Origin of the sequence: Oryzifoliimicrobium ureilyticum (genome assembly GCF_037199735.1) — a bacterium.
Lineage (GTDB): Bacteria > Pseudomonadota > Alphaproteobacteria > Rhizobiales > Rhizobiaceae > Rhizobium > Rhizobium ureilyticus.
Genome location: NZ_JBBBVQ010000013.1, coordinates 105,542 through 129,888 on the forward strand (window position 1 = coordinate 105,542; position 24,347 = coordinate 129,888).

Genomic DNA, 24,347 nt, shown 5'->3' on the forward strand with positions numbered 1-24,347 from the left:
CATGCGAGCGATGCCGCCCCACGTCTGAAATGAGCGAGAACCGCCGCTTGTTTCGCAGTGCGAAAATATATGTAGATCAGAACGTTACCTGGGCCTTGCGTCGGCCAAACCAGGCTTAGCCTTTTTGAAAATGAACCTTCCAAGCCGTCGCCGTGCCGGCAAATCCGAAGAGGGAAAAGAAAAGGAAGCTGGCGCCATAGTGCCCAGCCAACTCGTAGATCATGGCGAAGGTGGAGGGCCCGACGATAACACCGATAAAAGTATAGACCAAGGCGCCGCCTGTGATGGCGCCAACGCGCGACTCCGGCGCGTTGTGGGCTACTTCGGCCAAGAGGACGCCGTTCCAACCGATCGAGACGAAGCCCAAAAGGATGAAGAGCCCGGCCTGAAGAAACGTTGGCAGATCGTGCAACCAGTACAAAGCAAGAAAGCCTAAGCCGCTCATCAGGCCAAGAAGGCCAAGCGTCAGGAAACCGCCTCCGATCCGATCAGCAATAGCGCCCCAAAATATGCGGCCGAACGCACCGCAGAATTGCATCACCGCTGCCACGCTGCCGGCTGAAAGAAGAGACCATCTGGCATCGTGAACCAATGCGACGACCGCAAAAGCAGAAACGGAGAGCTGCATCGCGGAATAGGCAAAGCCGAGACCGCTCAATACTCTCAATCTTCGGCTCTTCCAGATGGTCGACTGCTCGTCGATGAAACCTTTGCGGAAGGATGGCAACTTGCGGACCATAGCAGGTTCCGCCGCATGGGTGGCAGCAAGCAACCCCATCGTCAAAAGCGGAGCGGCCGCGGCAATCAGAAGCGCCAGATGCCAGCCGAATAGTCCTGAAAGGAATGGAAAGGCGAAACTGGCTAGTATTCCGCCGAGTGGAACGCCAGTCTGCTTAAGCGAGAAAACGATATTGCGCTTCTTATGGGGCGTAATACGGCTCAGCATTTCCGAGGAGGCAGGATTGTTGAGACCGTAGCCGATACCAATCAGAAGCGATGCCAGGATGATGAGCGGAATTAGCGCCGAAGCGACGCCCGCAAATCCCACAGTGAAACAGATCAAAGCCGTCTGCTCGATCTTCACCGGGCCGAAACGCTGCACCAAAGTTCCAGCAACTGCCGAGGAAAACATGCCGGCCGCATAGATCAAGCTTATCTGATATCCAATCCAGTGAGCCCCGATGCCAAGGTCTGCGGCGACTGAAGGCGCGATAGCAGTGAGCGCAAGCACACTGGTCGTGGCAACGATTTGTATCAGCGTGGCGGCCGCCAGAGTCTGAGCAAGCGATGATGCGCGGGCGACGCGCGATACTTCAGCCGTAGCGTCCGACATCGATGAAGAAGCCTTGGAAAGAAGAAAAGATTTTCTGTATTTGTACGTACTAACTGATTTCATATCGCAGCGCAATATTGATCTATGGAAGCGCCTATCGAGTTGATTTTGTTTGCTTCGCCACAAGAAAGTCTGTTCAAAGAAGGAAGCGAACGGGAAATGGAAATGAGAGCACCGCTGCCAACCGCCGACGATACCCCGGACGATCAAGACAAGACGACCTGGAAGCCAGAGCTGGCGACGGCGCCGCTCTATCTTCAGGTGGCGCATCATCTTGAAGCACGGATACGCAGCGGCGAGTTCCCCGTTGGCTCGCTGCTGCCGACAGAAAATGAACTCGCAACCTCCTTGAGCGTCAGCCGCCAGACCGTGCGGCAGGCCATCTCAACGATGCGAACCGGCGGACGGCTATCTGCCCGCAAGGGCGTCGGCACGCGTGTCGAGGCAGGACCCGACATCACACGCCGACATTTCATTGCGCACTCCCGCTCGGAGCTTTTCGAGGTTGCAAGCGAAACCGAATTCGTCATTTCTCATAAAGAAGAGATATCGGCACGGGGAAAGCTTGCCGTCGAGCTCGGCTGCAGACCCGGTCGACGCTTCTTTCATATCAGCGGCATTCGCTATCCGGCGACGCGCCAAAAGGCATTTTCATGGAACGAGGTTTACGTGGACGCGCGCGTTGCCGCGGCCGTGCGCGATATCACAGTTGCCAAATCCGCCATCTTCCATCTGATTGAAGAATATACCGGCGAAAAAATTCACGAGATCCAGCAGGATATAAAACCTGTTACCTTAACACCGGACATTGCGGAAAAGATCGGCTGCCAAGGCGGCGATCTCGCCCTCCAAGTCACACGACGCTATTACGGGTCGGGCAGGCGCCTGATCGAATATGCGTTCCAAATTCTCCCGGCAGACCGCTTCACATATACGACGACATTACGGGCTGGATCTTAGTCCTTTTCCTCTGAACAAAATTAAAACTACCGGGTCGGTTGCCGCACGGCTGCCGATTTTTTTGCGTTTCCGCCCCCTAAATCATCATCCCCTATGCATCCAAAATGGAAAAGTGCACAACATTTATGCAGGCCTAAAATAAAGTCATTTTCGGTATAGACAGGTTTTTAGAAATTTGCATTAGTTCGTACATATTGACTTCGCATCCTCCCAAAACGAAACGCAGGGGAACTCAAATGGATATCGGCGTCTTCATTCCCATTGGTAATAACGGCTGGCTGATCTCGACCACATCACCGCAGTACAAGCCGAGTTTCGACCTTAACAAGCAGATCGTCCAGAAAGCCGAAGGATACGGCCTCGATTTCGCGCTTTCGATGATCAAGTTGCGCGGTTTCGGCGGTAAGGCAGAATTTTGGGATTACAATCTGGAATCCTTCACATTGATGGCAAGCCTTGCCGCCGTCACCAACAAGATCAAGCTGTTTGCTTCTACAGCCGTTCTTACCCTGCCGCCCGCGATCGTGGCGCGCATGGCGACCACAATCGATAGCGTGGCGCCAGGCCGTTTTGGCGTAAACATTGTGTCCGGCTGGCAGATGGCTGAATACGACCAGATGGGTCTCTGGCCTGGCAATGACTATTTCGGTTATCGTTACGACTACGCCAGCGAATATGTTCACGTCATGCAGGAGCTTTGGGCACACGGAACTTGCAGCTTCGAAGGCAAGCACTTCACCATGAAAGACTGCATGATGAAGCCAATGCCGGAGAACAAGATCGAAATCGTTGCCGCCGGGCAAAGTCCCCGCGGCGTCGAGTTCGCCGCCCAATATGCCGACTACAACTTCGTCATGGCGTCCGGGATCAACACGCCGACCGCCTATGCTCCCAACAACAAACCGTTGATCGATGCCTCTGCCAAGACGGGCCGCGACGTCGGCGCCTATGTTCTCTTCATGGTCATCGCAGATGAGACTGACGAACTTGCTATGGCCAAGTGGGAAAAATATCGCGAAGGCGCCGATCGCGATGCGCTCGCCTGGATGGCGGATCAAGGCAGCAAGGACAAGTCGGCAGCCGACAACTCCACTGCCCGGCATATCAATCTGCCGGAAGGTGCCGTCAACTTCAACATGGGTACGTTGGTCGGTTCCTATGCGAAGGTTGCCGCGATGCTCGATGAGGCGGCCTCCGTCGAGGGAACTAAGGGAATCATGCTGACCTTCGATGACTTCCTCGTCGGCCTCGACCAATTCGGCCAGCGCATCCAACCGCTGATGGCATCGCGCAACCGTGTTCAGATCGCCGCGGAATAGCAATGGATCTGAGCATGCCGGTTCTGCCTGGTGAGGTGCTAGATCCACGAAACTTGGTGGATCCGGCTGAGGCGGATCGACCGTTCCGGCGTCAGCAGGGTTCAGTGCTTTTGCCTCGGCATGCAGAGGCAGAAGCGCACGCACTGGCGATGGATATACCGCTGGCCAGCATTGGCGACCTGCTCGCCGCCTATCGGCACGGGGCTGTCACACCAATCGACGTGGTGTCGCGGCTTCGTGACCGCATTGAAAGGACAACAAGCGGTCAAGAAGCCGTTCTTCGTTTTGTGTCGGACGCGGAAAAGACAGCGCAAGAGTGCTCTGAGCGCTGGGCCCATGGCACCGCACGGCCGCTTGAAGGTATTCCCTTTGGCATCAAGGACATCATTGACGTTGCCGATACCATCACCACATCTGGATCCTGGTTCACAGGAAATCGGGTAGCGCCTGACGACGCCGATGTCGTCGGCAAGCTTCGTGCGGCTGGCGCGATCCCGTTTGCCATGCTTGCCACGACGGAATTTGCTTGCGGCTCGCCGCATAATCCCCGCTACGGCACCGTGACAAACCCTTGGAACGCCAGTCGGTGGACTGGAGGCTCCTCGACAGGATCAGGAGCCGCTCTCGCGGCTCGCCTGCTGCCGTTTGCCCTCGGCACCGATACAGGCGGCTCGATCCGTGTTCCGTCTTGCTGGTGTGGCACGACCGGGCTGAAGCCCAGCCGCGAACTTGTCTCGCGCCAAGGCGTTGCACCGCTTTCCTGGACGCTTGACCACGTCGGTCCTATGGGCCGCAGCGCAAGCGATATTGCCCTGATGCTGCCGTTCATGGCAGCCGAATCTGATCCCTCGCTGATGGTTGATTGTCAGGACGCTCTTTCGGGTTCAAACATCATCGGCCTGCGCATCGGGGTGCCGGTCAACTGGTTTACCGAGATTGTCGATTCCGCTATTTTGGCGAACTTCGACGCTTCAGTGAAGGTCCTGCAGGCGCTGGGATGTGTTATAAAACAGCTGCCGAGCCTTGATGTGGCACCGTTTCATGCAGACGGCTGGACAGTGTTACTGTCAGAACTTGCAGCGTACCAGTCCGAGCGCTTTGATCGCGCCGAGCTTTTCGATCGCGGCCTCCTAGCCCGTCTGAAACAGGGTGCCGCGATCTTGGCATGCGATTACGGACGCGCACTGCAGCGGCGCAAGGCCGCGCAGGATATGCTGCTTTCTGCCATGGAGGACGTCGATCTCATCGTCACACCCGGCCTTGGCGGTGAAGCGGGTTCAATTGACGCCCTGACCGTCGATGTTGACGGGCAGGCTCATCCATTTGCCGAGATTATTTCGCGCAATACCATGATTTTCGACTACACAGGCTTTCCGGCATTGATGCTTCCGTCAGGCCTTGGCGGGTGCGGGTTACCGACGGGCGTGCAGATCGTCGGGCGTCCGGGCGCCGATGCGCTTTGCCTCAAGGCAGGTGTCGCCTTCCAGAAGGCGACCACACATCATCTCAATGCACCTTCAGGGTTTACCGCATGAACGGCATCGCGCTCAACCAGTTGACCGCCTCGCAAGCCCGCAAACTGATGGCCGGCGGTCGCCTCACGGCCCGCGAACTGGTCGCCGCGTCTTTGAGCCGGATCCGAGACCGTGACGGCGACATTCGGGCCTGGCTGGCGATCAACCAAGACGCCCTCGTTGAAGCTGACCGCCTCGATGCTCTGCCCAAAGACCAGCATGGCCGGTTGCATGGCCTCCCAATCGCAGTCAAGGACGTATTCGACACTGTCGGCCTTCCAACGACACACAATTCTCCACTCTACCGCGGCTTTCACCCCGCTGCCGATGCGCCGGCCGTCGAGCTTCTTAGACTTGAAGGCGCCATCATCATCGGTAAAACCGATACCACGGAATTTGCTGCCTGCGGCAATGACGCAGCCACCGCCAATCCTCACGATTTGTCGCGAACGCCGGGTGGTTCCTCGGCCGGTTCTGCCGCCGCAGTCGCCGATTTTCATGTCCCTCTTGCACTTGCCACTCAGACCGGCGGTTCGACCATCCGCCCCGCCTCCTTCTGCGGCATCTACGGAATGAAGCCGAGCGCCGGGCTTGTCAGCCGCGAGGGTGTCAAACTTTACTCGGTGAGCTTCGATACGGTCGGATGGTACGGCCGTTCGGTTGAAGATCTTGCTTTAATGGCAGATGTCTACGGCATCACAGAGAAGCTTAACGAGGACCGAAAAAGCCGTGACACCCTCAATATCGGCGTAAGCTTCGGGCCTTATCGCGACAAACTTGAACCGGAATCGATCGCTGCGCTCGAAGCCACCGCAACGAGGTTGAGAGAGGGCGGGCATGATGTCACGTTTTTTGATCTTCCCGCCAAGTTCGAGGCGCTGGATCTGTATCACCGTACGATCCTGCACCGCGAAGGCGCTGCGGCATTTCGTGCTCTAGCCCGCCGTTTCGGCAGCGATCTGCATAAGGAATTTCATCATCGTGTTGAAAACCGCGACAACAGGACGTTGTCCGATTGGGTAACCGCCATTGATCGTTCTGCCGAAGCACAGATGATGTTTGACGAAATTGCCTCCGGTTTTGACGCCATCATTGCACCGAGTGCGCCCGGGACTGCACCTCCAGGCCGAAAGCCAGGTGATCCATTGTTCAACGCGATGTGGACCCTTTTGCGGGTACCGTGTATCCATATCCCCGTCTCCATGGCCAATGTTGCCATGCCGATCGGCGTTACCCTGACTTCGATGCGCTACAATGACGTTGCGCTTCTCGCAAGCGCGGCGAAGATCGCGCCTCTCCTCAACACTTGATTGGACAATGAATGGCAGATCCCGCTCTGAAGATTGCGCTTGCAAACGGTGAGTTTATCCTCGCGCCCGGCGTCTATGATCTCATCTCGGCGCTGATTGCCGACCAAATGAAATTCAAGGCTTTATACATCACCGGCTATGGCACGATTGCCTCGTATCTCGGCATTCCCGATGCAGGCATTGCGACCTATCGCGACATGCTCGAGCGTGTGGCTCAGATCGTGAAGATGACCCGAACGCCCGTTATCGCCGATGCCGATACCGGCTATGGTGGCCTTCTCAATGTGCGCCATACCGTCAGGGGTTATGAGGAGGCCGGCGTGACCGCAATCCAGATCGAGGATCAGGAATTCCCAAAGAAATGCGGCCACACGCCGAACCGGCGCGTCATTCCGATGGAGGATATGGTTCGCAAGATCGCCGTCGCCGTCGACAGTCGAAAGAGCGATGATTTCCTTGTCATCGCCCGCACAGACGCCCGGACAGGGCTGGGCCTTCATGAGGCAATCCGGCGAGGTAGGGCGTATGCTGAAGCAGGCGCGGACATCATTTTTGTAGAGTCCCCGGAAAGCGCCGATGAAGTGAGCCAGATCGCAGCAGAGATTGACCGGCCGCTACTCGCCAATATGGTCAATGGTGGCCGAACGCCTCTCGTTGAGGCGAAAAAACTAGCCTCGCTTGGCTATCGCGTTGCCATTTACCCCGCACTTGGCTTCCTCGCCCATGGCCACGCTGTTCGTCACGCCTATCAGGATCTCAAGGACAATGGCGTAACGACGGACGCCGTTCAACTTTACCCGTTTAAAGACTTCAACAGCCTTCTGGGCTTCGAGGATATATGGTCCTTCGAACAGAAATTTTCTGAACAGTGAGGCCTGCGATGACCGATGCCGACCTTCTGCAAAACTATAAGAAAGCCTACGACAACCGGATCGGTTACGGCAGACGTCCGGCGCTGCTTCTGGTCGATTTCGTGCAAGCCTATTTCGAGCCGGGCAACGCGCTATACGCCGATGTGGATGACGCGTTGGCAAGTGCCCTTCGCATTCGTAAGGCAGCGCGAGAGAAAGACATTCCGGTGATCCTGACCGGGATGCAGTTGCACAAGAGCGGAAAGGACGGAGGGCGTTTCTTCCAAAAGGCCAGGCCTCTCGAAAACTTCACAATCGGCAACCCAATGGCGGCCTGGCCTAGGGGACTGGGCCCCGAAGACGATGAATTCGTCGTCACCAAACAATATCCCAGCGCCTTCTTCGGTACCTCTTTGGCACCTTTACTGACATCCCTAGGCATCGACAATGTGATTATCACCGGGCTTACTACGAGTGGCTGCATCCGCGCAACCTGCGTGGATTCGATGTCGCACGGGTTCATCACGACCGTGGTGCGCGACGCCTGTGGCGATCGTCACTCTGCACCCCACGAAGCCAATCTCTTCGATATGAATGCCAAATATGCGGATGTGGTCTCAGAGGACGAGATTATCGCGCATATCGCAGCACTTTGACTGCCCGGACTGAAGCCTGCTGGCGAAAGATGTTTGTCGGCAAACAGTTCTCTAGGGGAAGTAAGAAGCTTTGCTTAGGAGATGGACCGCTGCGTTAACACATCCAGATCGGGAAGCTCTACAAACTGGAAAGTGAAACTAAGTTTGAGAATTGTTGCCGGACGCGCCTTTGTTTTCGTCTCATCGGTGGAGGCAAAGAGAAAGCTAACGGGATTATTCCAAGGCGCCGTGAAGAAGCTGGAGTTACAACTTTGTCGGAGAGTCTTAACAGGCCCCGGTTTGTCAGGAGGTTGAATGCTCCAATTATTGACGCTATATAGCGTCTATACACACGGCAAGGATTGAAAGTGAGGCGCTCATGGGTATCGCGCAATATGCAGATGATGGGTTGTTCGCACCGCGCAAGATCGCCGATGCATTTCGCACCACCAGTGAAGAGATCGCGCGCACCGCTGGACTTGGGAAAGATGCTATCCAGCGAAAGGATCGCGTTCGCTCGGACAAAACGCAGCGACGCCTTCGCGAAATGATTGAGATCGTCAATAAGGTCGAATCCCGCTTTGGCTCGGCCCTCATGGCGTATGCTTGGTATCGCTCCGAACCGCTGGCTGGCTTCTCAGGTCAGACAGCGATGCAGCTTGTGAGGGACGGCCGTGCCGATGACGTACTCGACTATATAGATGCGGTCGACGCCGGCGTTCACGCATAAGTCTGCAGATGCGATATCAAGGGAAACTCTATCGGGCGCTCAATCCGATATATGCTCGCGAACCCTTATCCGGACGTGGTGCAGAACTCTATGGTGGCCGATTCAACTCGAAGGGCGTTCCGGCGATTTACACATCGCTAAACATCATGACTGCTTTGAAGGAAGCCAATCAAGTCGGCAAGCTTCAACCAACGACGTTGGTCTGCTACGATGCCGATCTCGAGACTGTATTTGATTGCCGGGATAATGGGGCGCTACGAGTGTGGGGGATGGATCCAGGGGCGCTAGCGGATCCAAGCTGGCGTGATCAGATGAGGCTTTCCGGTGAGGCAAAAACCCAAACCTTCGCGCGTCATCTTGCTGCCGACGGCCATTGTGGAATGCTTGTGAAAAGTTTCGCCCCCGGCGCAACCGACGATGATCTCAATCTTGTCCTCTGGACATGGGGTAATTCACCGCCAGGCCACCTAAAACTGATAGACGATGAAGACCGACTTTCATCGATAATCTGAAAGAACGTCACCTGCCCAGACAAAAAGAATCTGCCCTGCGTGACACGCCAACCAACCTCACAAAATTCTTCAACTTCCTTCTCCAGTTCGGCATCCGTTCAACCTTAAAGGTCTCAGCTTATTCAGCCGCATCCTCTATTGTGTTTGCGATCCGATATGCAGGCAGATGGCATTCAACAGCTTTCAATCATCGTCACCGCAATTTTCTGCTGTTGGAACCATCTCTACATTCGTCGCGCGCGCCAGTGACGGCGACGATCGTCCGATGAGCAACTGGGATCGCTGTGCGCCCACTTCACGAAGACATCCAGTGATCGCAAAACAGGGTTTCTTTAAGCCTCTGTCAACATCTAGACCTTCAGCAAATAAGCCGGCTGGCAGCAACCAATACTCAGAGATCGTTGCCACCCATGAGTTCAGCTCCAGCAAGGTGGCGTTCCGATGAGTTCCTTGAGCGCCACTGTAAAGGCTTTGACTTTCGCGGGTGGCGCCGGAAGGGCGCGCAGGAGATAGATCCCGGCGCCCGCTTCATTCCACTTTTCGCCGGACAATGGGATCCGCACGAGATCACCTGCCTTGACGGACGGTCCGCAAACCCAGCTCGGCAGAAATGCAATCCCCATGCCGGCCAATGCTGCACCGTTCAGGGCTTCAAAGTCGTCCGACCGGAATGCGACGTGCTCACAAACTTCGGTTGTCGGCGCGCCGACAATGTCGGACCAACCAAGGAGATCGTTGCCATGGAGCTTGTCGAGGAGTCGATGATTGCGAAGAGCCTCTTCGGTTTCCGGCAGACCGTGCTGATCGAGATAAATGGGACTCGCGACCAGCATGCGATCAAGCGGTGCCAGCTTGGTGGCGATCAGTGTGCTGTCTGAAAGCTGACCCATTCTCACGACCAGATCCAGCCGCTCCGCGACCGGATCAGCCAGCCGCTCGGTCAAGTCGAGCTCGACGGTCAAGCCTGGATATTGTTGTGCAAGCGCTGCAAGAACCGGGATGACGTAGCGCTTTCCGAACGTCGGGAAGCAGGCAATCCTCAAGGTGCCGCTGACTTCGGTATCGAAGGCTGCCACCTCGGCATGTGTATCGGCCAATTCATTAAGTAGCCGCTGGGCACGCTCAAAAAGGTGCCGGCCGGCATCGGTTAACGCAAGCGACCGTGTCGAGCGAACAAGGAGTGGCACTCCCAGATCCTGCTCGAGCGCATCGATTTGGCGCACGATAGCTGAGGGGGTGACAGCCCGGCGCCGAGATGCAGCCGAGAAGCTGCCCGCGCGGACGACATCGACGTAAACAGCCAGATGTTCGGCAAAGCGTGGATCTTTCATCTTTGCCTACAACGCAAAACCGTTCCGACCAATCAGTTGGTTATCATCCAAACTCATCAGGCGCACATTCCTTCTCGTCAACCGGCACTTTTGCTCACCAAACAGAAGGAATGCAACCATGATCAAGGTCCTCGAAACAATTCTCTCCCAATCGGCCTTTTCTGCTGAGATCGACGTTCCACTTGAAAAGATCGACATCGCCGATTGGCTCTTCAACTTGCCGGAAGCGGAATATCTTCGCTGCTGCCCTCCCGATCACATTGCAGCGGGCGTGACCTGGACGGACGATGGTCGCCGAATGTCGATCAATGTCGAGCAGATCGGTTCAGGCCTTGTGGTGCAGCACTACGTCGCTGAGGTCGCCGAACCAAGTTACTGCAGAATGAACTCAATTTCGGACGTCTTCACCGCCAGTGGCAGAACGCAGGTCAACGTCATCTGGGAACTCTCCTTGGAGAAGATCGACGACAGCAGGACGCGCTACACCAACAAGGTTACAGCGCATCCGACCGATGCGTTCATGACCTTTATAGCAGACCACGGAGTCACTTACGAAGACGCCGCCGCAGCCCGTCAAGCCGCAGGCGGCGACCACAACAGACGCGAAACGCCACTCTTTGCCGCCAGCATCGCCCGGCGCGCGCTTTCGAAGCAAGGATGAGTGCGATGAAGGCGATCGTCTTTGATGACTTCGGAAGTGCGGATGTGCTGCGGCTTGCCGATGTTTCGATGCCAGAATTGCGCTCCGACGACCTCCTGGTGAAGGTGATGGCAGCAGGCGTCAACCGCGCCGATCTTCTTCAACGTGAGGGCGTCTATGGCTCTCAGACTTACGGAGATAGCAGTATCCTCGGCCTTGAGGTCGCAGGGGAAGTTATCGCTGTTGGAAACGCAGTCAGTGGCTTTGCCGTTGGTGACCAGGTCATGGGAATTGTCGGCGGCGGCGCCTATGCCCAATATGCGCGGCTTGACAGCGGGATGGCGACGATCATTCCGCACGGTATGTCATTCACCGAAGCAGCTGCCGTGATGGAAAGCTTCGTAACGGCGTGGGAGGCGCTCTCCCATCTCGGAAGGATTTCAAGGGGCGACACTGTTCTCATCCATGCCGCTGCAGGCGGTATCGGATCGGCTGCCGTTCAGCTTGCAAAGGCCCATGGCGCAACAGTACTGGCCACTGCCTCCGCTGACAACATCGAAAACGTGCTGTCGCTCCGTGCGCACGCCGTCGTTGACTACAGGCAAGTCGACTTCGAGGCAGAGGTCATCGAGTTTACAGCGTCGCGTGGTGCCGATCTTATCGTTGACTTTATCGGTGGATCCTATCTTGCCCGCAACATCAGGAGCCTTGCGCCCGGCGGCCGGCTTGTTCAGGTCGGCCTGTTAGGACGAGACGACAATGCCATCATTCCTCTTGGCACCGTTCTTCATAACCACCTGCAATTGATGGGCACGGTGATGAAATCAAGACCGCGCAGTGACAAAAGAGCCATGGTTCAACGCTTCCAAGATCAGATTCTACCGCAAGTGGGCAAAGAACTTCACCCCATCATTGGAGCGCATTACCCTCTGTCTGCTGCTTCCGATGCCCATCGCCGAATGGAAGCCGGTGGAGTGTTCGGCAAGATCGTGCTTGGCGATTTTCATGCATGATATCGAAATGGTCTCTGGCTCTTGGCGACGATCGAGCCTTTCTAAGGCGTTACGCGCCCATGGCGATCCCTCCCCAATTTTGTCCGGTCCCTCACACTAAAAGGCTACGACTGTAACATCCGGACCATAGGGAGTTGATGTGCCCAACGCCTCCAATTTAAACCCGATACCAACCAAAATCTGATCAACAGGAGCTGCCCGTGACCGAGCACGATTTTAAAGTTCGTATTCCCGCAGGCGATGATTTCCTTGACCCTGCCGAGGTTGCTACGCTTGATGCGTCAACGCTAAGAGCCCGCACCGAGGCCATCGCGCCATTGCTGCGTGAGCGCGCTGCCAATGCAGAGCGGCTGCGCCGGCCTGATCCCGAGGTTTGGAGCGCGATCCGGCGTTCCGGCTTCTTCTACCTCTTTGTGCCCCGCGCGTTCGGTGGTCTGGGTGCCGATCCCGATACCTTCATCGATGCCGCGCTGCCACTTGCCAAGGCCGATCCCGGCACGGCTTGGTCAGCCTGTTTCGTTGCCGGTCATAACCAGGTCATTGCGCATTTTCCGGAAGCTGCACAGCAAGAGGTTTGGGGCACATCAGGCTACGTCATCGCGCCGCAAGTCAGCATGCCGCCGGGTATGGCGAAACGCGTTGAATGCGGATACAGGATCAGCGGGTCTTGGAGCTGGGGCAGCGGAATCATGGACGCCGATTACGTCGTGGCCGTCGTGATGCTCGGTCCGCCGACCCCCGAGGCCCCGCCGCCGATGGGCCTTGCTCTCATTCGGGCGAGCGAGGTAACGTCACGCGATACCTGGCATGTCGCCGGCCTGGCTTCGTCGGGCAGCAACGACGTGATCGCCGACGACGTCTTCGTGCCTGACCATCGGGTCCTCACCGACCTCACCCTGTTTACCGGTCACAACGAGTATTCCCGCTTCCATGAGGAGCCGATCTTCGGGTTTCCTGCTATTCCCTTCAGCTCCTTCATCGCTGTCGTTCCCATTCTTGGTGCGGCGATGGGCCTCCTTGATCTCTACCGCGAGGCGCTACCGAGCCGAATCGTCAAGGGCCGTCAGGGACAGCTTGGTGAAAACGCCGCCGCCCAAGTCCGGCTGGCGCGCGCCGACGTCATGATCGACACGGCGGAGCAACTGATCCGCGCGGCGGCACGGCGCGCCCTTGCGGCAAGCTCGCTGGCGAACGGAGAGCAAATGCCGATACGCGCGCGGCTGCGCATGGAGTTCGCCTATGCGGCGCAGCTGTGCCGTGACGCAGCGCGGCTGATCGCCGACGGTTCGGGATCGAGCATCTATCGCAACGACAACCCCTTCCAGCGCCTTCTGCGCGATATCAGCGTCATGAGCAGCCATGTCGCCTTTGACATGGATGCTGCCGCCGAACTGCACGGTCGCGTCCTGCTCGGCATGCCGCCTACCACCATGATACTTTGACTGGCCGAGGTCGTCGGCTCTATTGCCAACGTCACCGTCTGGTCATTTTATGACGACCTCAGCCCCTATCACCCGGTTGATTGATTGGATACAAACAGATGATTTCGCCCTTGTCAGGACTCGAATTGCAGTCAACGATAACGTCGACAGGGGTGTTGGAACTCATCCTTACACGGCAAGAGATCCTGCCGCCTGGACCAGGAGAAATCTTGATCCGCGTTGAGGCCGCCCCGATCAATCCCGCCGACGTTCTGGTGCTGTTAGGTCCGGCAGATCGAAGCTCACTCTCGAGCGGAGAAAGAAGCGGCCTTCCGCTTGTTACGGGGAAAGTGTCGCCAGATCGGTTGCTTGCTATTGCGTCGAGACTTGATCAAGCGCTTCCGCTCGGAAACGAGGGAGCCGGAACGGTGATCGATGCTGGACCCGGTGCGAGGCATCTCATCGGTCGAGCTGTTGCCCTCCGTGACCGCATGTTTTCTCAGTACCGGGTCGCAAAAGCCTCGGACTGCCTGTTGTTACCGGACGGCATGACACCCTTAGATGGAGCATCCGCCTGCATCAATCCGATCACGGTTCTTTCAATGATCGACACGATGGTTCGTGAGCATCATAGAGCTCTTGTGCACACGGCAGCGGCGTCGAGCGTTGGCCAGATGTTGAACCGCGTTTTGCCTGAAGGACGGCATTCCCCTCGTCAATATTGTCCGGAGCCAAGCCCAAGTCCGAATTCTGAAGGACCAAGGGGCAACCTACGTGGTGGATTCGTCAAGCGAGGATTTCGACGCGCGACTGCTTGAGGCCGTCGAATTAACGGGGGCAACACTCGCCTTTGATGCAATTGGCGGAGGGACCATGGCCTCCGATATTCTTCGCGCCATGGAATTAGCTCAGGTTAAAAAGGCGACAGATTTCAGCCGCTATGGTTCGCCGGTCCACAAACAGGTCTACGTTTATGGCCTGCTTAATCCAGGTGACCGAATAATACGGGCGGACATTGGGACAGCATGGGGCGTCGGAGGCTGGTTGATGAGCTGGCATCTTGCGAAGATCGGAACCGATGCGACGGATGTGCTGCGAAATCGTGTCGTGTCAGAGCTGAGGACGACATTTAAAACCGACTACATCGCTGAAATCGACCTGACGGAGATGCTACAGCCTGGGACAATCGAGCGCTTCGCTGCATCGGCGACGGCGGGGAAGTTTCTCCTTCGCCCAAACCGATGACTTTCGATGGCCGTCGGCGGTATCGGCCCGACAGTGCTGTCTGCCGGGAGCGAGAATTGCATAATAGATCTAGCGGGCGGCAACACATCGCTCCGTCAAAGTGTCTGAGGTGCCGCATCAATACACGGCAATCTTGACGACGGGCGGACAGTCCGGATGGATCAACCCTGCCGGTAGACTTGCGGATCAGGAATGGGGACGGCGCTGATCAGTTTGCGTGTGTAGTCGTCGCGCTGCTCCTCAAAGACTTGGCGGCGAGTGCCCGTTTCCACGAATTGGCCGCCGCGCATCACTGCAACGTTGTGAGCCATTTTTTCGATCACGGCCATGTCATGGGATATAAATAGATAGGCAAGGCCCATCTGTTCTTGCAACTCGAGCATGAGGTCGAGAACGCGGGCGCGCACCGAAACATCCAATGCAGCAACACTCTCATCCGCCACGATCAGCTTTGGTTCGAGCGCGAGCGCTCGCGCGATGCAGATGCGCTGTCGTTGGCCGCCGGAGAACTCATGCGGATATCGTTCGGCTGCATCTGGCGTCAGACCGACCCGTTTTAGAAGAGCCTCCACCCTGTCGCGACGTTCCCCCGCATTGCCGATGTGATGGATCACCAAGGGTTCGGCGATAGCGGCACCGATGCTCATACGCGGATCAAGCGAGGCATAGGGGTCTTGGAAGATCATCTGAGCGGCGCGGCGAATGGGCTGCATAGCCCGAGAAGACAGACCCGAAATCTCCCGCCCGTCTATCCGTACGCTGCCTTTGAAGGGTATAAGCCCAAGAACCGCTTTGCCCGTCGTCGATTTTCCCGAGCCGCTTTCTCCAACAAGGCCCAGCGTCTGACCGGCCTCGAGACGGAAACTGATGTTCTGGATCGTCGGCACGACTTCGCCCGCCCGCCCGAACCAAGCAGTTTTCCCGGCATACGTTACGGTCAGATCTGAAACCTCCAGCACGGGGCTGGGCGCCAGTGGCCTCAGTGGGGCCGCCGACACGCGTGGCGGCGCATCGGTGCCGGCGTATGCGCCAAGACGCGGGGCTGCCGCCAGCAAATCTCGTGTGTAAGCGGCTTTCGGGCGGTGAAAGATATCGAGCACCGCACCTTCCTCAACCATTCGGCCGTTCTGCATGATGACAACGCGATCGGCCATCTCAGCGACGACCCCCATGTCATGGGTGATCATGACAATCGAGGTCCCAAACTCTTTTTTCAACTCGCGCATGAGTGTGAGGATCTGCGCTTGAACCGTCACATCGAGAGCGGTGGTCGGCTCGTCGGCGATCAGCACCTTTGGCTGGCACGAAAGGGCCATGGCAATCATAACGCGTTGGCGCATCCCGCCAGATAGTTCGTGGGGATATTGCGTCATTCGCTTGACAGGATCGCTGATATGAACGGCGTCCAGCATGCGTTTCGCCACCGCTTCCGCGTTATCCGCTTCCTGGTGCTCCCGGATTGCTTCGATAAGCTGGGCACCGATACTGATGACCGGATTGAGCGACGTCATTGGCTCCTGGAAGATCATGGCGACATCCGCACCGCGGATCTGCCGCATCGCCTTTTCGGGAAGACGCAGCAGATCTCGATCTGCGAGCCTGATCTCGCCAGAGGCAACCCTTAGCGAACCCTTCGGCAAGAGACCCATGATCGCAAGGGAGGTAACCGACTTTCCAGAACCGGACTCACCCGCCAGGCAGAGGGTTTCCTCCGCATTCAGATCAAAACTTATTCCTTCAAGAATACGCTTCAGGCCACTCGGCGTGCGGGCATCAATCGACAGATCGCGAACCGATAGGACGCTAGCGGGATTTGGCAACGCGTTTGTCATGAAAAGACAATTCTCGGGAAGTAAAAAGACACCACCCAATTCGGCATATCGACGATTTCGCTGATACGAAGGTCGCCGCAAACCGAGCAAAGCATATAGGCATCGACGGGGCTCATGCCGTGATCGCTGACCAAAAGGTCGATCATGCGCATGACGGCCTCCCGCGCACCCGTCATCAGGTCCGGACCAATCCCGGTCGTCACTTCATAACCCGCACCGTCTAGATGGCGTGTCACGGGTTCATGCGTCGTAAACCGGGGGCTCTTGAGATTGGCGCCTTTAATCAAATCCAGTGTCAGCTCAACATTCATCTGGCTTTCGATCGCCGTGCCGCAGACTTCGCCATCGCCTTGGGCGGCGTGCGTATCGCCGACAGAAAACAAGGCTCCTTCGACCTCAACGGGAAGATAAAGCGTCACCCCGGCTGTCAGATCCCTTATATCCATGTTGCCACCGACGCGGCGAGGCGGCACCACGGAATGCAGACCGGGTTCCGCCGGAGCGACGCCGATCGTGCCGGTAAATGGTTTCAGGGGTACTCGCCCGCCCGGCCCAAACGCCGATGGCGCCATCGAAGCGGTGTCATAGCTCCAAACATGCAGAGCGGGTTCCTTGAATTGGTCGGCAAGCAGACCGAAACCCGGGATATTAGCCGTCCATCCATAACCACAAGGGTGAAACTTCCGGAGCGTGACTTTTAGCGCATCGCCCGGTTGAGCGCCTTCTACATAAACGGGACCGGAGACGGGATTGATCTTGCCGAAGTCAAGATTGGCTAGGGTATCGAGTGTGGCGTCTGAACCGAGCTGACCGCCCGAAGAATCCAGGCACTCGAATAATATCGTCTCTCCGGGCTTAGCCACGAGAGCTGGCGGGAAATCGCGGTTCCAGCCAAAATTATGCTGGACGCTATGAATGGTATGATTGCAAGCGACACACATGGCAATGCCTCGGCGGTTTGGATATTCTCTTCATGGACACCCTCCCCCGCATCCTGATACGGGGGAGGCACGACAGGCATTCTTACGGCTTTACGAAGATAGCGTCGTAATTGATCACGCGGGTTGGATCGATATAGATGTTGTCCGGTCCGCCCATGCGCACTGATTTTGCCACTACGCGACGTTCATTGATTACCGGCACCCACGGAGCGTCAGCCATGATATCGGTGAAGATTTTTTCCCAGGTTGCCTGGCGCTCTTCGACCTTGGATGGATCAGACATGGAGTCGGCTTCGACCGCCCGCTTGTCCAGCGCTGGATTGCAGTACCACGACCAGTTCCAGCCGCCTTGGACAGCGCCGGCGCAACCGAGAATGGGACCGTAGAAGTTGGATGGATCGGGAAAATCGGCAATCCAGGCCATGCCTCCAGACCAAATCATCGGTGCTTCGCCCTCTGTGCCGCCAGCGGCAATCACATTCCCCTGGGCAAGCGCACGGACCTCGGCCTTGACGCCGATTGCGGCCAAATCCTGCTGAATGGCTTGCGCAATGCGCGGCTGCGGGTCGGTATTGGTGGAATAAAGCACCGTCTCAAAGCCATCCGCATATCCAGCCTCTGCAAGCAATGCCTTGGCCTTCGCAACATCGTAAGGATAACCTTTGAACTGCTTGTCGTAGCCTGGCATCAGCGGCGGAAGCGGCTGGTTCGCTGGCGTTGCTCGGCCATTCAGGATCCGCGTGATACGTTCCTTGTTGACGGCCATGTTGATGGCCTGCCGAACCTTGACGTTGTCAAAGGGCTTGATCTTGGTGTTCAGCGTCACGTAGCCGGTGTGCAGTTGCGCACCATCGACGATCATCTGAGAGCCTTCAGGGGAGTTCTTGATTTCCAGGAACTTGGCCGGTGGAATACCGTCACCCGCAATATCCACCTCGCCTTTCTGAAGGCGCAGCAAGGCAACCAGCGGATCTTGGCCGACCTGAACCTTGAAGCTGTCGACGTGCGGCATGTCCTTGATGAAGTAATCCTTGTTGCGCTCGAAAACCAGCTGCTGACCGATCGTCCAGTCCTTCAGGATAAAGGTACCGGAACCCACCGGCTTTTTGCCGAAATCTCCACCTGCAGCTTCAACGGCCTCTTTCGGCACGATGGAGGCAAAGTTAATCGCCAGGACATGCAGGAATGTAGCATCCGGGCGCGACAGCTTGAAAACGACCGTGCCGTCATCGGGGGTTTCAATGCCGGAAAGCGTCTCGGCCTTGCCGGCGGTCATGTCGGCAAAACCTGCAATTGCGCCGAAGAATCCGGCGCCTGGGCCTTGCGTCTTCGGATTGACGGCGCGTTCGATCGAATATTTGACATCCGATGCGACCACAGTACGCCCGTTCGAGAATTTGACGCCTTTGCGTAGCTTAAATTCGTAAGTAAGCCCGTCGGGCGAAACCGTGAAGCTCTCAGCAAGCGAAGGGATAATCTTCGCCGTACCCGGTTCGTAATCGACGAGGCGAGAAAATAGGCTCTTGATCATCGACCAGTTCACCCAGTCATAGCCGATCGCCGGATCAAGAGTTGTAATATCGTCCTTGTACGTGACGACGATATCGCCTCCCTGGGCGGGCGCCGATTGGGCGCCGGCCGCAAGCGGCATTAGCGCAATAAACGCTGCTGCAGTTGTGCTGAGAAGCATGCGTCTGATCATGTTTGTTCCCCTTTATTGATCGGTAAGCTTCAGTTCGAACGAATGCGCGGGTCGATGACCGGCGCCAGAAGATCGGCGAGCAGATTGCCGATGATGATGGCAAGGGCGGAGGTGAGTGTAACGCCCATGATGATCGGGATATCGACTTGCTGAATGGCCTGCCAGGCGAGCTGTCCGATCCCTGGCCAGCCATAGACGGCTTCCACCACCACAACACCGCCCATGAACTGGCCGATATCAATGCCGATCATCGCGATGATGGGAAGAACTGCATTGGGAAGAACATGGCGCAAAATGATGCGGCGTTGAGACAGGCCCTTGGCACGCGCGGTCCGGACATAGTCCTGATTGAGGACATCGACGACCGCTGAGCGAACCATACGTGCGTACCAGCCCGCCCCGAGCAGGCCGAGTGTGGCCGCCGGGAGGACGACATGAAAGGGTGTGCCGTAGCCGGACATCGGAAACCAGCCGAGGGTGGCGGCGAAAACATAAAGCAGCAGCAAGGCAACGACGAATTGCGGTGCGGAGACACCGACAAAAGCGGTTGTCATAACGGCGCGATCAACAAATGCGCCGCGATTGAGCGCTGCCAATGTTCCGAGGGTAACGCCGATGAGGACTTCGACAAAAATACCTGCCGCCATGAGGGTCAAAGTAGCCGGAAGCCGCGCTGCGATCAGCGTCGTAACTTGCGTTTTCTGCGCGTACGAGCGGCCAAGGTCACCTCTCAAGAGATCGCCAATATAGTGAATGAACTGAACAAGAAGCGGCTGGTCGAGACCGAGTTCGTGGCGGATATTCGCAACGGTTTGCGCCGTTGCACTGCGGCCGGCAATCATGCGCGCAGGATCGGCAGGCAGGGCATAGAGCAACACGAAGGTGATTGCGGCGACACCAAGCAAGATAAGAGCGGACTGGCATAGCCGTTTGGCAAGAATGGCGATCATCACCCCCTCCCGCGCTGCGTCGGATCGAGAATGTCACGAAGAGCATCGCCGACAAGATTGAAGGCAAGCGCAGTCAGAAGGATCAGGGCGCCTGGAAAGAATACGAGCCAAGGCGCAGCCTGAAAATAGCTCTGACTTTCAAAGATGATGTTGCCCCAAGAAGGATCCGGTGGTTGCACACCGATACCCAGGAATGACAGTGTGGCTTCCAAGAGAACCGTCGTTGCGATGCCGAGAGTGCCCCAGACGATCGCCGTTGGCATCAGATGGGGTAGGATGTGCAGCAGAAGGATACGCCCGTGGCCAGCGCCGAGCGATCGCTCTGCAAGGATGAAGTCGCGTTCCACAAGTCCGCACGTCTCGGTATAGACGATGCGTGCAACCTGAACCCAATTGACGAGGGCAATGACCATCGCGACGATCCACAGGCTGGGCTTCAGGAGTGCAGCAAGGACGATGGCTAGCAAAAGCGCGGGAAACGCCATCATCAGGTCCGTAAAGCGCATCAGGAGATTACCCGCCCAGCCTCGCAGATAGCCGGCGATGGTGCCGACGAACAGACCGATGCCAACGGCAATGCCATTGGCGACGAGGCCGACGATGAGCGACGTGCGCGCACCGAACAACATGCGCGACAGGAGATCGCGGCCGAGCGTATCTGTTCCGAGCAGAAATTGATGACCGGGCGGCATCGGCGCGCCTTCAAGGGTCAAGCCATCGAACATCTGCTCGTCCGGATTGAAAGGTGCAATAAGCGGGGCTGCCAGCGCCAGGACGATGACAGCGACGACGATGACAAGACCGAAGAGCGCCAGTGGCTGCCGACAGATTTCCTTGAGAACACGCATCAACCGACATCCTTCAGAGCATTCGAGCCGCCGACAAACAAAGCGGCGAGCTGTTCCAGGGGCATGCGCCTGTCCATCGCGCGCTCACGTAACAAACGATAAGCCTCCTCGTCGTCGATCTGACGTTCGCTCTTCAGCCGGTTGATGGCCGCAAAAACCACGGGTCGCAGTCGGAGGCGCTCTTCGAGCCTTGCTACACGCGCATCGGCTTCCGAGCGCTGCAGATGAGAGGCGACCGCCAATACCAGCGCGGGATAGATGGTCGAAACCGAAACTGGTTTGGGGATCAGCGCACTGGCTCCGCAACCGATCGCCCATGCGATGCGGCCAGGCGCTTCTGATCCGAGCAGAGCAACGACAGGGCGGGCAGGCTTGCCATCCGGCCAGGGAAGCAATTCATCCCACCCCCGGTCAGCATCCACGACCACAAGATCCGGCAAATCATCTATCGACAGAGGCAACCATTGCAGCGTTGCCGTAACGCCGAGAAGCATAAGTTGGCGTCGCAGCCGATCGATATTGCTGTCCTCTTCGGCTAGAATGATCGCGCGCCAGCCGGCGAAATTTGGCGTGTTGATCATGATACCACCCGCAAGAACGGCGCCTGACGCGAACGATCTCCAGTGAGATAGGGGTCTGCGGCAATAGCCGGACGCGAGGCTATGACATCAAAGCCTGCATCTGCAGTGATCCGCCCCAGATGAAACGGCAGTGAAGAATGATGAGTCGCCTTATCGATGACAATATCACCAAGAACGGATGGCCAGGCACGCGAGACCAGCGTTCGGCGCAGCAAGATTGGGTCGTCGCTGCCACAGACCGCAATGGCATTCATGCATAGGGTCACCGCAGCATAGGCGCCGGCGAAGATACTGGAAATGTGAGTGAACTCCGGCCGCCATGCCTGAATGCGCGCCTTGAAAGCTCTGTTGCCAGGGTGATCAAGACTATCAAAGTAAGGAAGTGCGCAAAGCTGGCCGACGGCGGCGCCTGGTTCGATATCCAAAAGTTCGCATTCCGTCAGGTCGCAGCTCGCGACCGGGCAGTTCTCCGGCAGAAAAGCAGGATCCCGTTCGCCGAGGCGACGCAGGGCTGCGAGAAAGGCATAACTGGATGGGCCGATGAGATTGTTGAGAATGAAGCTCGGACGCTTTTCTGCGATGTCGGCGATAATGCGCTCCACGGCCGTCTCTTCCAGCGGAAGGTACCGCTCACCGAGGATCTGGCCGCCAGCCTTGGTGATCAGCTCTCGGGCGAGCCGGTTCATTTCCCAGCCCCAAACGTAATTGGCACCCAGCAGATAGGGCCGGTTTCCATGCCGCGGCACGAGATGATCGAGCAGAGGGATCAAATGCTGGTTCGGGCATCCGCCGAGATAAATGACATTCTCGTTGGCTTCGAACCCTTCGTAGGGGCACATATACCAGAGAAGGCCATCATGCTTTTCGACGAGCGGAATAACCTCTTTGCGTGCAGATGACGTGATCGTGCCAACAATGTTGCGGCAACCACGATCGCGGATCAGGCTTCGTGCGCCCACCAAATAATCACTTAGATTCGCATGTGCGTCGACAAATTCCAGCTCGATGCCTGTTCCTCCAGCAGCAACCCAGTCATGCAAAGCGAATTCGGCCCCCGCCCATCCATCACGCCCCATGGCGCCGTAAGGTCCGGTTGTCGAATAGAGGATCCCAATTTTCGTTACGTCTTGCATCAGCGTCCAAACACAAAAAATCCCACAACGCGGTTCCCGGCTGACCGGGGCGTTGTGGGGCGATATTGCCCTTCGACAAACGAAGTCATTTGATGAGCGGCAGACAGAATGCCTAATCTTCAGGCTTGCATAAAAGAGAGGCAGAGGGGATTTGTCAAGCGCCGAATGCCCCTAGAAGAATAGTAAGGGACCGTTTGTCGATCTCACCACGCGTGACAGCCGCCAGCCGGCGACGGCGGTTAACGCAGGTGAATAGGCCCCAGGCAGATTCCGGAGCCTTTTCGCTTACTTCGCAGTCTTAATCTCGTTGACCTTTTCTGCGCTCAATTCGCCGACCGTTGTTACCTCGCCATTGGTGATTTTCCATAAGCGAAATGGGCCGGTGATATCGCCGTATTGATCAAAGCTGACAGGGCCGATGACACCTTCGTACTTCACAGGCTTGCCGTCCTTGATGAGTTGCAAAGCCTTGGCAAACTCTTCTTTACCGGCATGGATCGGCGTTCCGCCTTCTGCCACCACTTCCGGTATCGCCGCCTTGATGGCGGCGGCGTCCGCCTTGCCCGCCTTAGCAATGGCAAGCGCAACGATCGCACCGGCATCATACGAGCGGTCGGCGGCCGGAGCCGATGGCGAAATGCCGCCCGAAAAAGCTTCGAAGTTGGCATTGAAATATTCGGTCGATGGTGTCGGGCTGGTACCGGACGAGGTGCCGAAGGCGTTTTCCAGATATTGCGCGCCGACGCTTTCGATAAAGTCCTTGGAATTCATGCCGTCGTTCAAAAGGAACGTCTGCTTGCCGCCGCCGGAAATCCAGGCGCGCGCGATCGTTGCACCGTCAACTGGCGTACTGACAAGATAAAGCGCGTCGGGCTCGCCCGCCATGGCGGCACTGGCTTCCGATGCATAGCTCGACTGCTTTTCGTTATAAGGCGTGGTTGAGGTGATCGTGCCGCCAAGCTTCGTGTAGGCAGCGGTGAATTCCTTCACCAGATTGACGCCGAAGTCATTGTTGACATTAATGATCGCAATCTTCTTCAGGCCCTGATCCATCGCATATTTGGCAGCGGCCGTTCCTTGCAGCGCGTCCGACGTGATTGTGCGGAAGAACACGCCGTTGGTCTTGCCTTGGCGACCGAGCTCGGTCAGCGTCGGCGAGGACGATGCTGGCGAGACCTGCACGACGCCGGCCGGTGCGGTGACCGAGGTGAGGATCGGGATAGAAACCGACGAAATAATGCCCCCGATGATAACCGGGACCTTCTTGATGTTGACGAGCTGTGTCGCCTGATCGACAGCGACATTGCCTTGGCTTTGGCTGTCGCGTGTATCGGTCACGACTTTGCAGCCATTGACGCCACCGGCGTCGTTGAAGTCTCGGAAAGCCATCTCCACGGATTTTGCACCCGCCTTGCCGTACTCGCCGGCTGGTCCCGTCAACTCCATGACAAGGCCAACGGTGATGTTGCAGTCGGCTGCGAAAGCCGGCGCTGTGGACGCCGCAAGTGCCGCAAAGGCAGCAGACAGCAAAAACTTCGTTCCCATG

Annotated in this window: 22 protein-coding genes; 12 read left to right on the forward strand and 10 right to left on the reverse strand. The window is 57.2% G+C overall.

Features of this window, described 5'->3' with window-relative positions; translation table 11 throughout:
- Positions 1-115 precede the first annotated feature (115 nt).
- On the reverse strand, positions 116-1,333 hold the full coding sequence (locus tag VQ830_RS17910) for an MFS transporter (RefSeq protein ID WP_337269512.1): 1,218 nt from the start codon (positions 1,331-1,333) through the stop codon (positions 116-118).
- 165 nt (positions 1,334-1,498) lie between these two features.
- On the opposite strand from VQ830_RS17910, the gene VQ830_RS17915 reads away from it, so the two are divergent.
- The 8 genes from VQ830_RS17915 to VQ830_RS17950 all read left to right on the forward strand — a co-directional run bounded on the left by VQ830_RS17915 (position 1,499) and on the right by VQ830_RS17950 (position 9,164).
- Complete coding sequence (locus VQ830_RS17915) at positions 1,499-2,293, forward strand: GntR family transcriptional regulator (protein ID WP_337269513.1); 795 nt, start codon at positions 1,499-1,501, stop codon at positions 2,291-2,293.
- A gap of 236 nt (positions 2,294-2,529) precedes the next feature.
- Entirely contained in the window at positions 2,530-3,612 is a 1,083-nt protein-coding gene (rutA, locus tag VQ830_RS17920) for a pyrimidine utilization protein A (RefSeq protein WP_337269514.1), read from the forward strand.
- Positions 3,613-3,626: 14 nt separating this feature from the next.
- On the forward strand, positions 3,627-5,147 hold the full coding sequence (locus VQ830_RS17925; RefSeq protein WP_337269515.1) for an amidase: 1,521 nt from the start codon (positions 3,627-3,629) through the stop codon (positions 5,145-5,147).
- Entirely contained in the window at positions 5,144-6,436 is a 1,293-nt protein-coding gene (locus VQ830_RS17930; RefSeq protein WP_337269516.1) for an amidase, read from the forward strand. The genes VQ830_RS17925 and VQ830_RS17930 overlap by 4 nt, the downstream gene beginning before the upstream one ends.
- A gap of 11 nt (positions 6,437-6,447) precedes the next feature.
- Entirely contained in the window at positions 6,448-7,308 is an 861-nt protein-coding gene (locus tag VQ830_RS17935) for an isocitrate lyase/PEP mutase family protein (RefSeq protein ID WP_337269517.1), read from the forward strand.
- Positions 7,309-7,316: 8 nt separating this feature from the next.
- Positions 7,317-7,943 (forward strand): isochorismatase family protein, encoded by a 627-nt coding sequence (locus VQ830_RS17940; RefSeq protein ID WP_337269518.1) that lies wholly within the window; start codon positions 7,317-7,319, stop codon positions 7,941-7,943.
- Between the two features lie 358 nt (positions 7,944-8,301).
- Positions 8,302-8,652, forward strand: a complete 351-nt coding sequence (locus tag VQ830_RS17945) for an antitoxin Xre/MbcA/ParS toxin-binding domain-containing protein (RefSeq protein WP_337269519.1) — start codon at positions 8,302-8,304, stop codon at positions 8,650-8,652.
- An 8-nt stretch (positions 8,653-8,660) separates the two neighbouring features.
- The gene (locus VQ830_RS17950; RefSeq protein ID WP_337269520.1) at positions 8,661-9,164 is read left to right on the forward strand and encodes an RES family NAD+ phosphorylase; all 504 of its coding nucleotides are present in this window, start codon (positions 8,661-8,663) and stop codon (positions 9,162-9,164) included.
- Between the two features lie 416 nt (positions 9,165-9,580).
- Here VQ830_RS17950 and VQ830_RS17955 read toward each other — a convergent pair whose 3' ends face one another.
- Positions 9,581-10,495: a LysR family transcriptional regulator gene (locus VQ830_RS17955; RefSeq protein ID WP_337269521.1), complete on the reverse strand. Its 915-nt coding sequence runs from the start codon at positions 10,493-10,495 to the stop codon at positions 9,581-9,583.
- Positions 10,496-10,613: 118 nt separating this feature from the next.
- Here VQ830_RS17955 and VQ830_RS17960 point away from each other — a divergent pair, with 118 nt between their 5' ends.
- The 4 genes from VQ830_RS17960 to VQ830_RS17975 all read left to right on the forward strand — a co-directional run bounded on the left by VQ830_RS17960 (position 10,614) and on the right by VQ830_RS17975 (position 14,814).
- A complete protein-coding gene (locus tag VQ830_RS17960) occupies positions 10,614-11,156 on the forward strand; it encodes a hypothetical protein (protein ID WP_337269522.1) in 543 nt (180 codons plus the stop codon).
- 5 nt (positions 11,157-11,161) lie between these two features.
- Positions 11,162-12,148 carry an NAD(P)H-quinone oxidoreductase gene (locus VQ830_RS17965; protein WP_337269523.1) on the forward strand — a complete coding sequence of 329 codons (987 nt, stop codon included), beginning with the start codon at positions 11,162-11,164 and terminating at the stop codon, positions 12,146-12,148.
- Between the two features lie 200 nt (positions 12,149-12,348).
- Positions 12,349-13,590, forward strand: a complete 1,242-nt coding sequence (locus VQ830_RS17970) for an acyl-CoA dehydrogenase family protein (protein WP_337269524.1) — start codon at positions 12,349-12,351, stop codon at positions 13,588-13,590.
- A gap of 753 nt (positions 13,591-14,343) precedes the next feature.
- Positions 14,344-14,814, forward strand: a complete 471-nt coding sequence (locus tag VQ830_RS17975) for an MDR/zinc-dependent alcohol dehydrogenase-like family protein (protein WP_337269525.1) — start codon at positions 14,344-14,346, stop codon at positions 14,812-14,814.
- Between the two features lie 161 nt (positions 14,815-14,975).
- Here VQ830_RS17975 and VQ830_RS17980 read toward each other — a convergent pair whose 3' ends face one another.
- From VQ830_RS17980 to VQ830_RS18015, 8 genes are all read right to left on the reverse strand, one after another.
- Positions 14,976-16,646, reverse strand: coding sequence for an ABC transporter ATP-binding protein (locus VQ830_RS17980; protein ID WP_337269526.1), 1,671 nt, complete (start codon positions 16,644-16,646; stop codon positions 14,976-14,978).
- Entirely contained in the window at positions 16,643-17,587 is a 945-nt protein-coding gene (locus VQ830_RS17985; protein WP_337269527.1) for an acetamidase/formamidase family protein, read from the reverse strand. The genes VQ830_RS17980 and VQ830_RS17985 overlap by 4 nt, the downstream gene beginning before the upstream one ends.
- Before the next feature lie 82 nt (positions 17,588-17,669).
- Positions 17,670-19,289: an ABC transporter substrate-binding protein gene (locus tag VQ830_RS17990; RefSeq protein WP_337269528.1), complete on the reverse strand. Its 1,620-nt coding sequence runs from the start codon at positions 19,287-19,289 to the stop codon at positions 17,670-17,672.
- A gap of 29 nt (positions 19,290-19,318) precedes the next feature.
- Positions 19,319-20,239, reverse strand: a complete 921-nt coding sequence (locus VQ830_RS17995) for an ABC transporter permease (RefSeq protein ID WP_337269529.1) — start codon at positions 20,237-20,239, stop codon at positions 19,319-19,321.
- Positions 20,239-21,087: an ABC transporter permease gene (locus tag VQ830_RS18000; protein ID WP_337269530.1), complete on the reverse strand. Its 849-nt coding sequence runs from the start codon at positions 21,085-21,087 to the stop codon at positions 20,239-20,241. The genes VQ830_RS17995 and VQ830_RS18000 overlap by 1 nt, the downstream gene beginning before the upstream one ends.
- Positions 21,087-21,668, reverse strand: coding sequence for an ANTAR domain-containing response regulator (locus tag VQ830_RS18005; RefSeq protein ID WP_337269531.1), 582 nt, complete (start codon positions 21,666-21,668; stop codon positions 21,087-21,089). The genes VQ830_RS18000 and VQ830_RS18005 overlap by 1 nt, the downstream gene beginning before the upstream one ends.
- Positions 21,665-22,801 carry a transporter substrate-binding protein gene (locus VQ830_RS18010; RefSeq protein WP_337269532.1) on the reverse strand — a complete coding sequence of 379 codons (1,137 nt, stop codon included), beginning with the start codon at positions 22,799-22,801 and terminating at the stop codon, positions 21,665-21,667. Before VQ830_RS18010 ends, VQ830_RS18005 begins: the two co-directional genes overlap by 4 nt.
- 285 nt (positions 22,802-23,086) lie before the next feature.
- Complete coding sequence (locus VQ830_RS18015; protein ID WP_337269533.1) at positions 23,087-24,346, reverse strand: ABC transporter substrate-binding protein; 1,260 nt, start codon at positions 24,344-24,346, stop codon at positions 23,087-23,089.
- Between the last annotated feature and the right edge of the window lies 1 nt (position 24,347).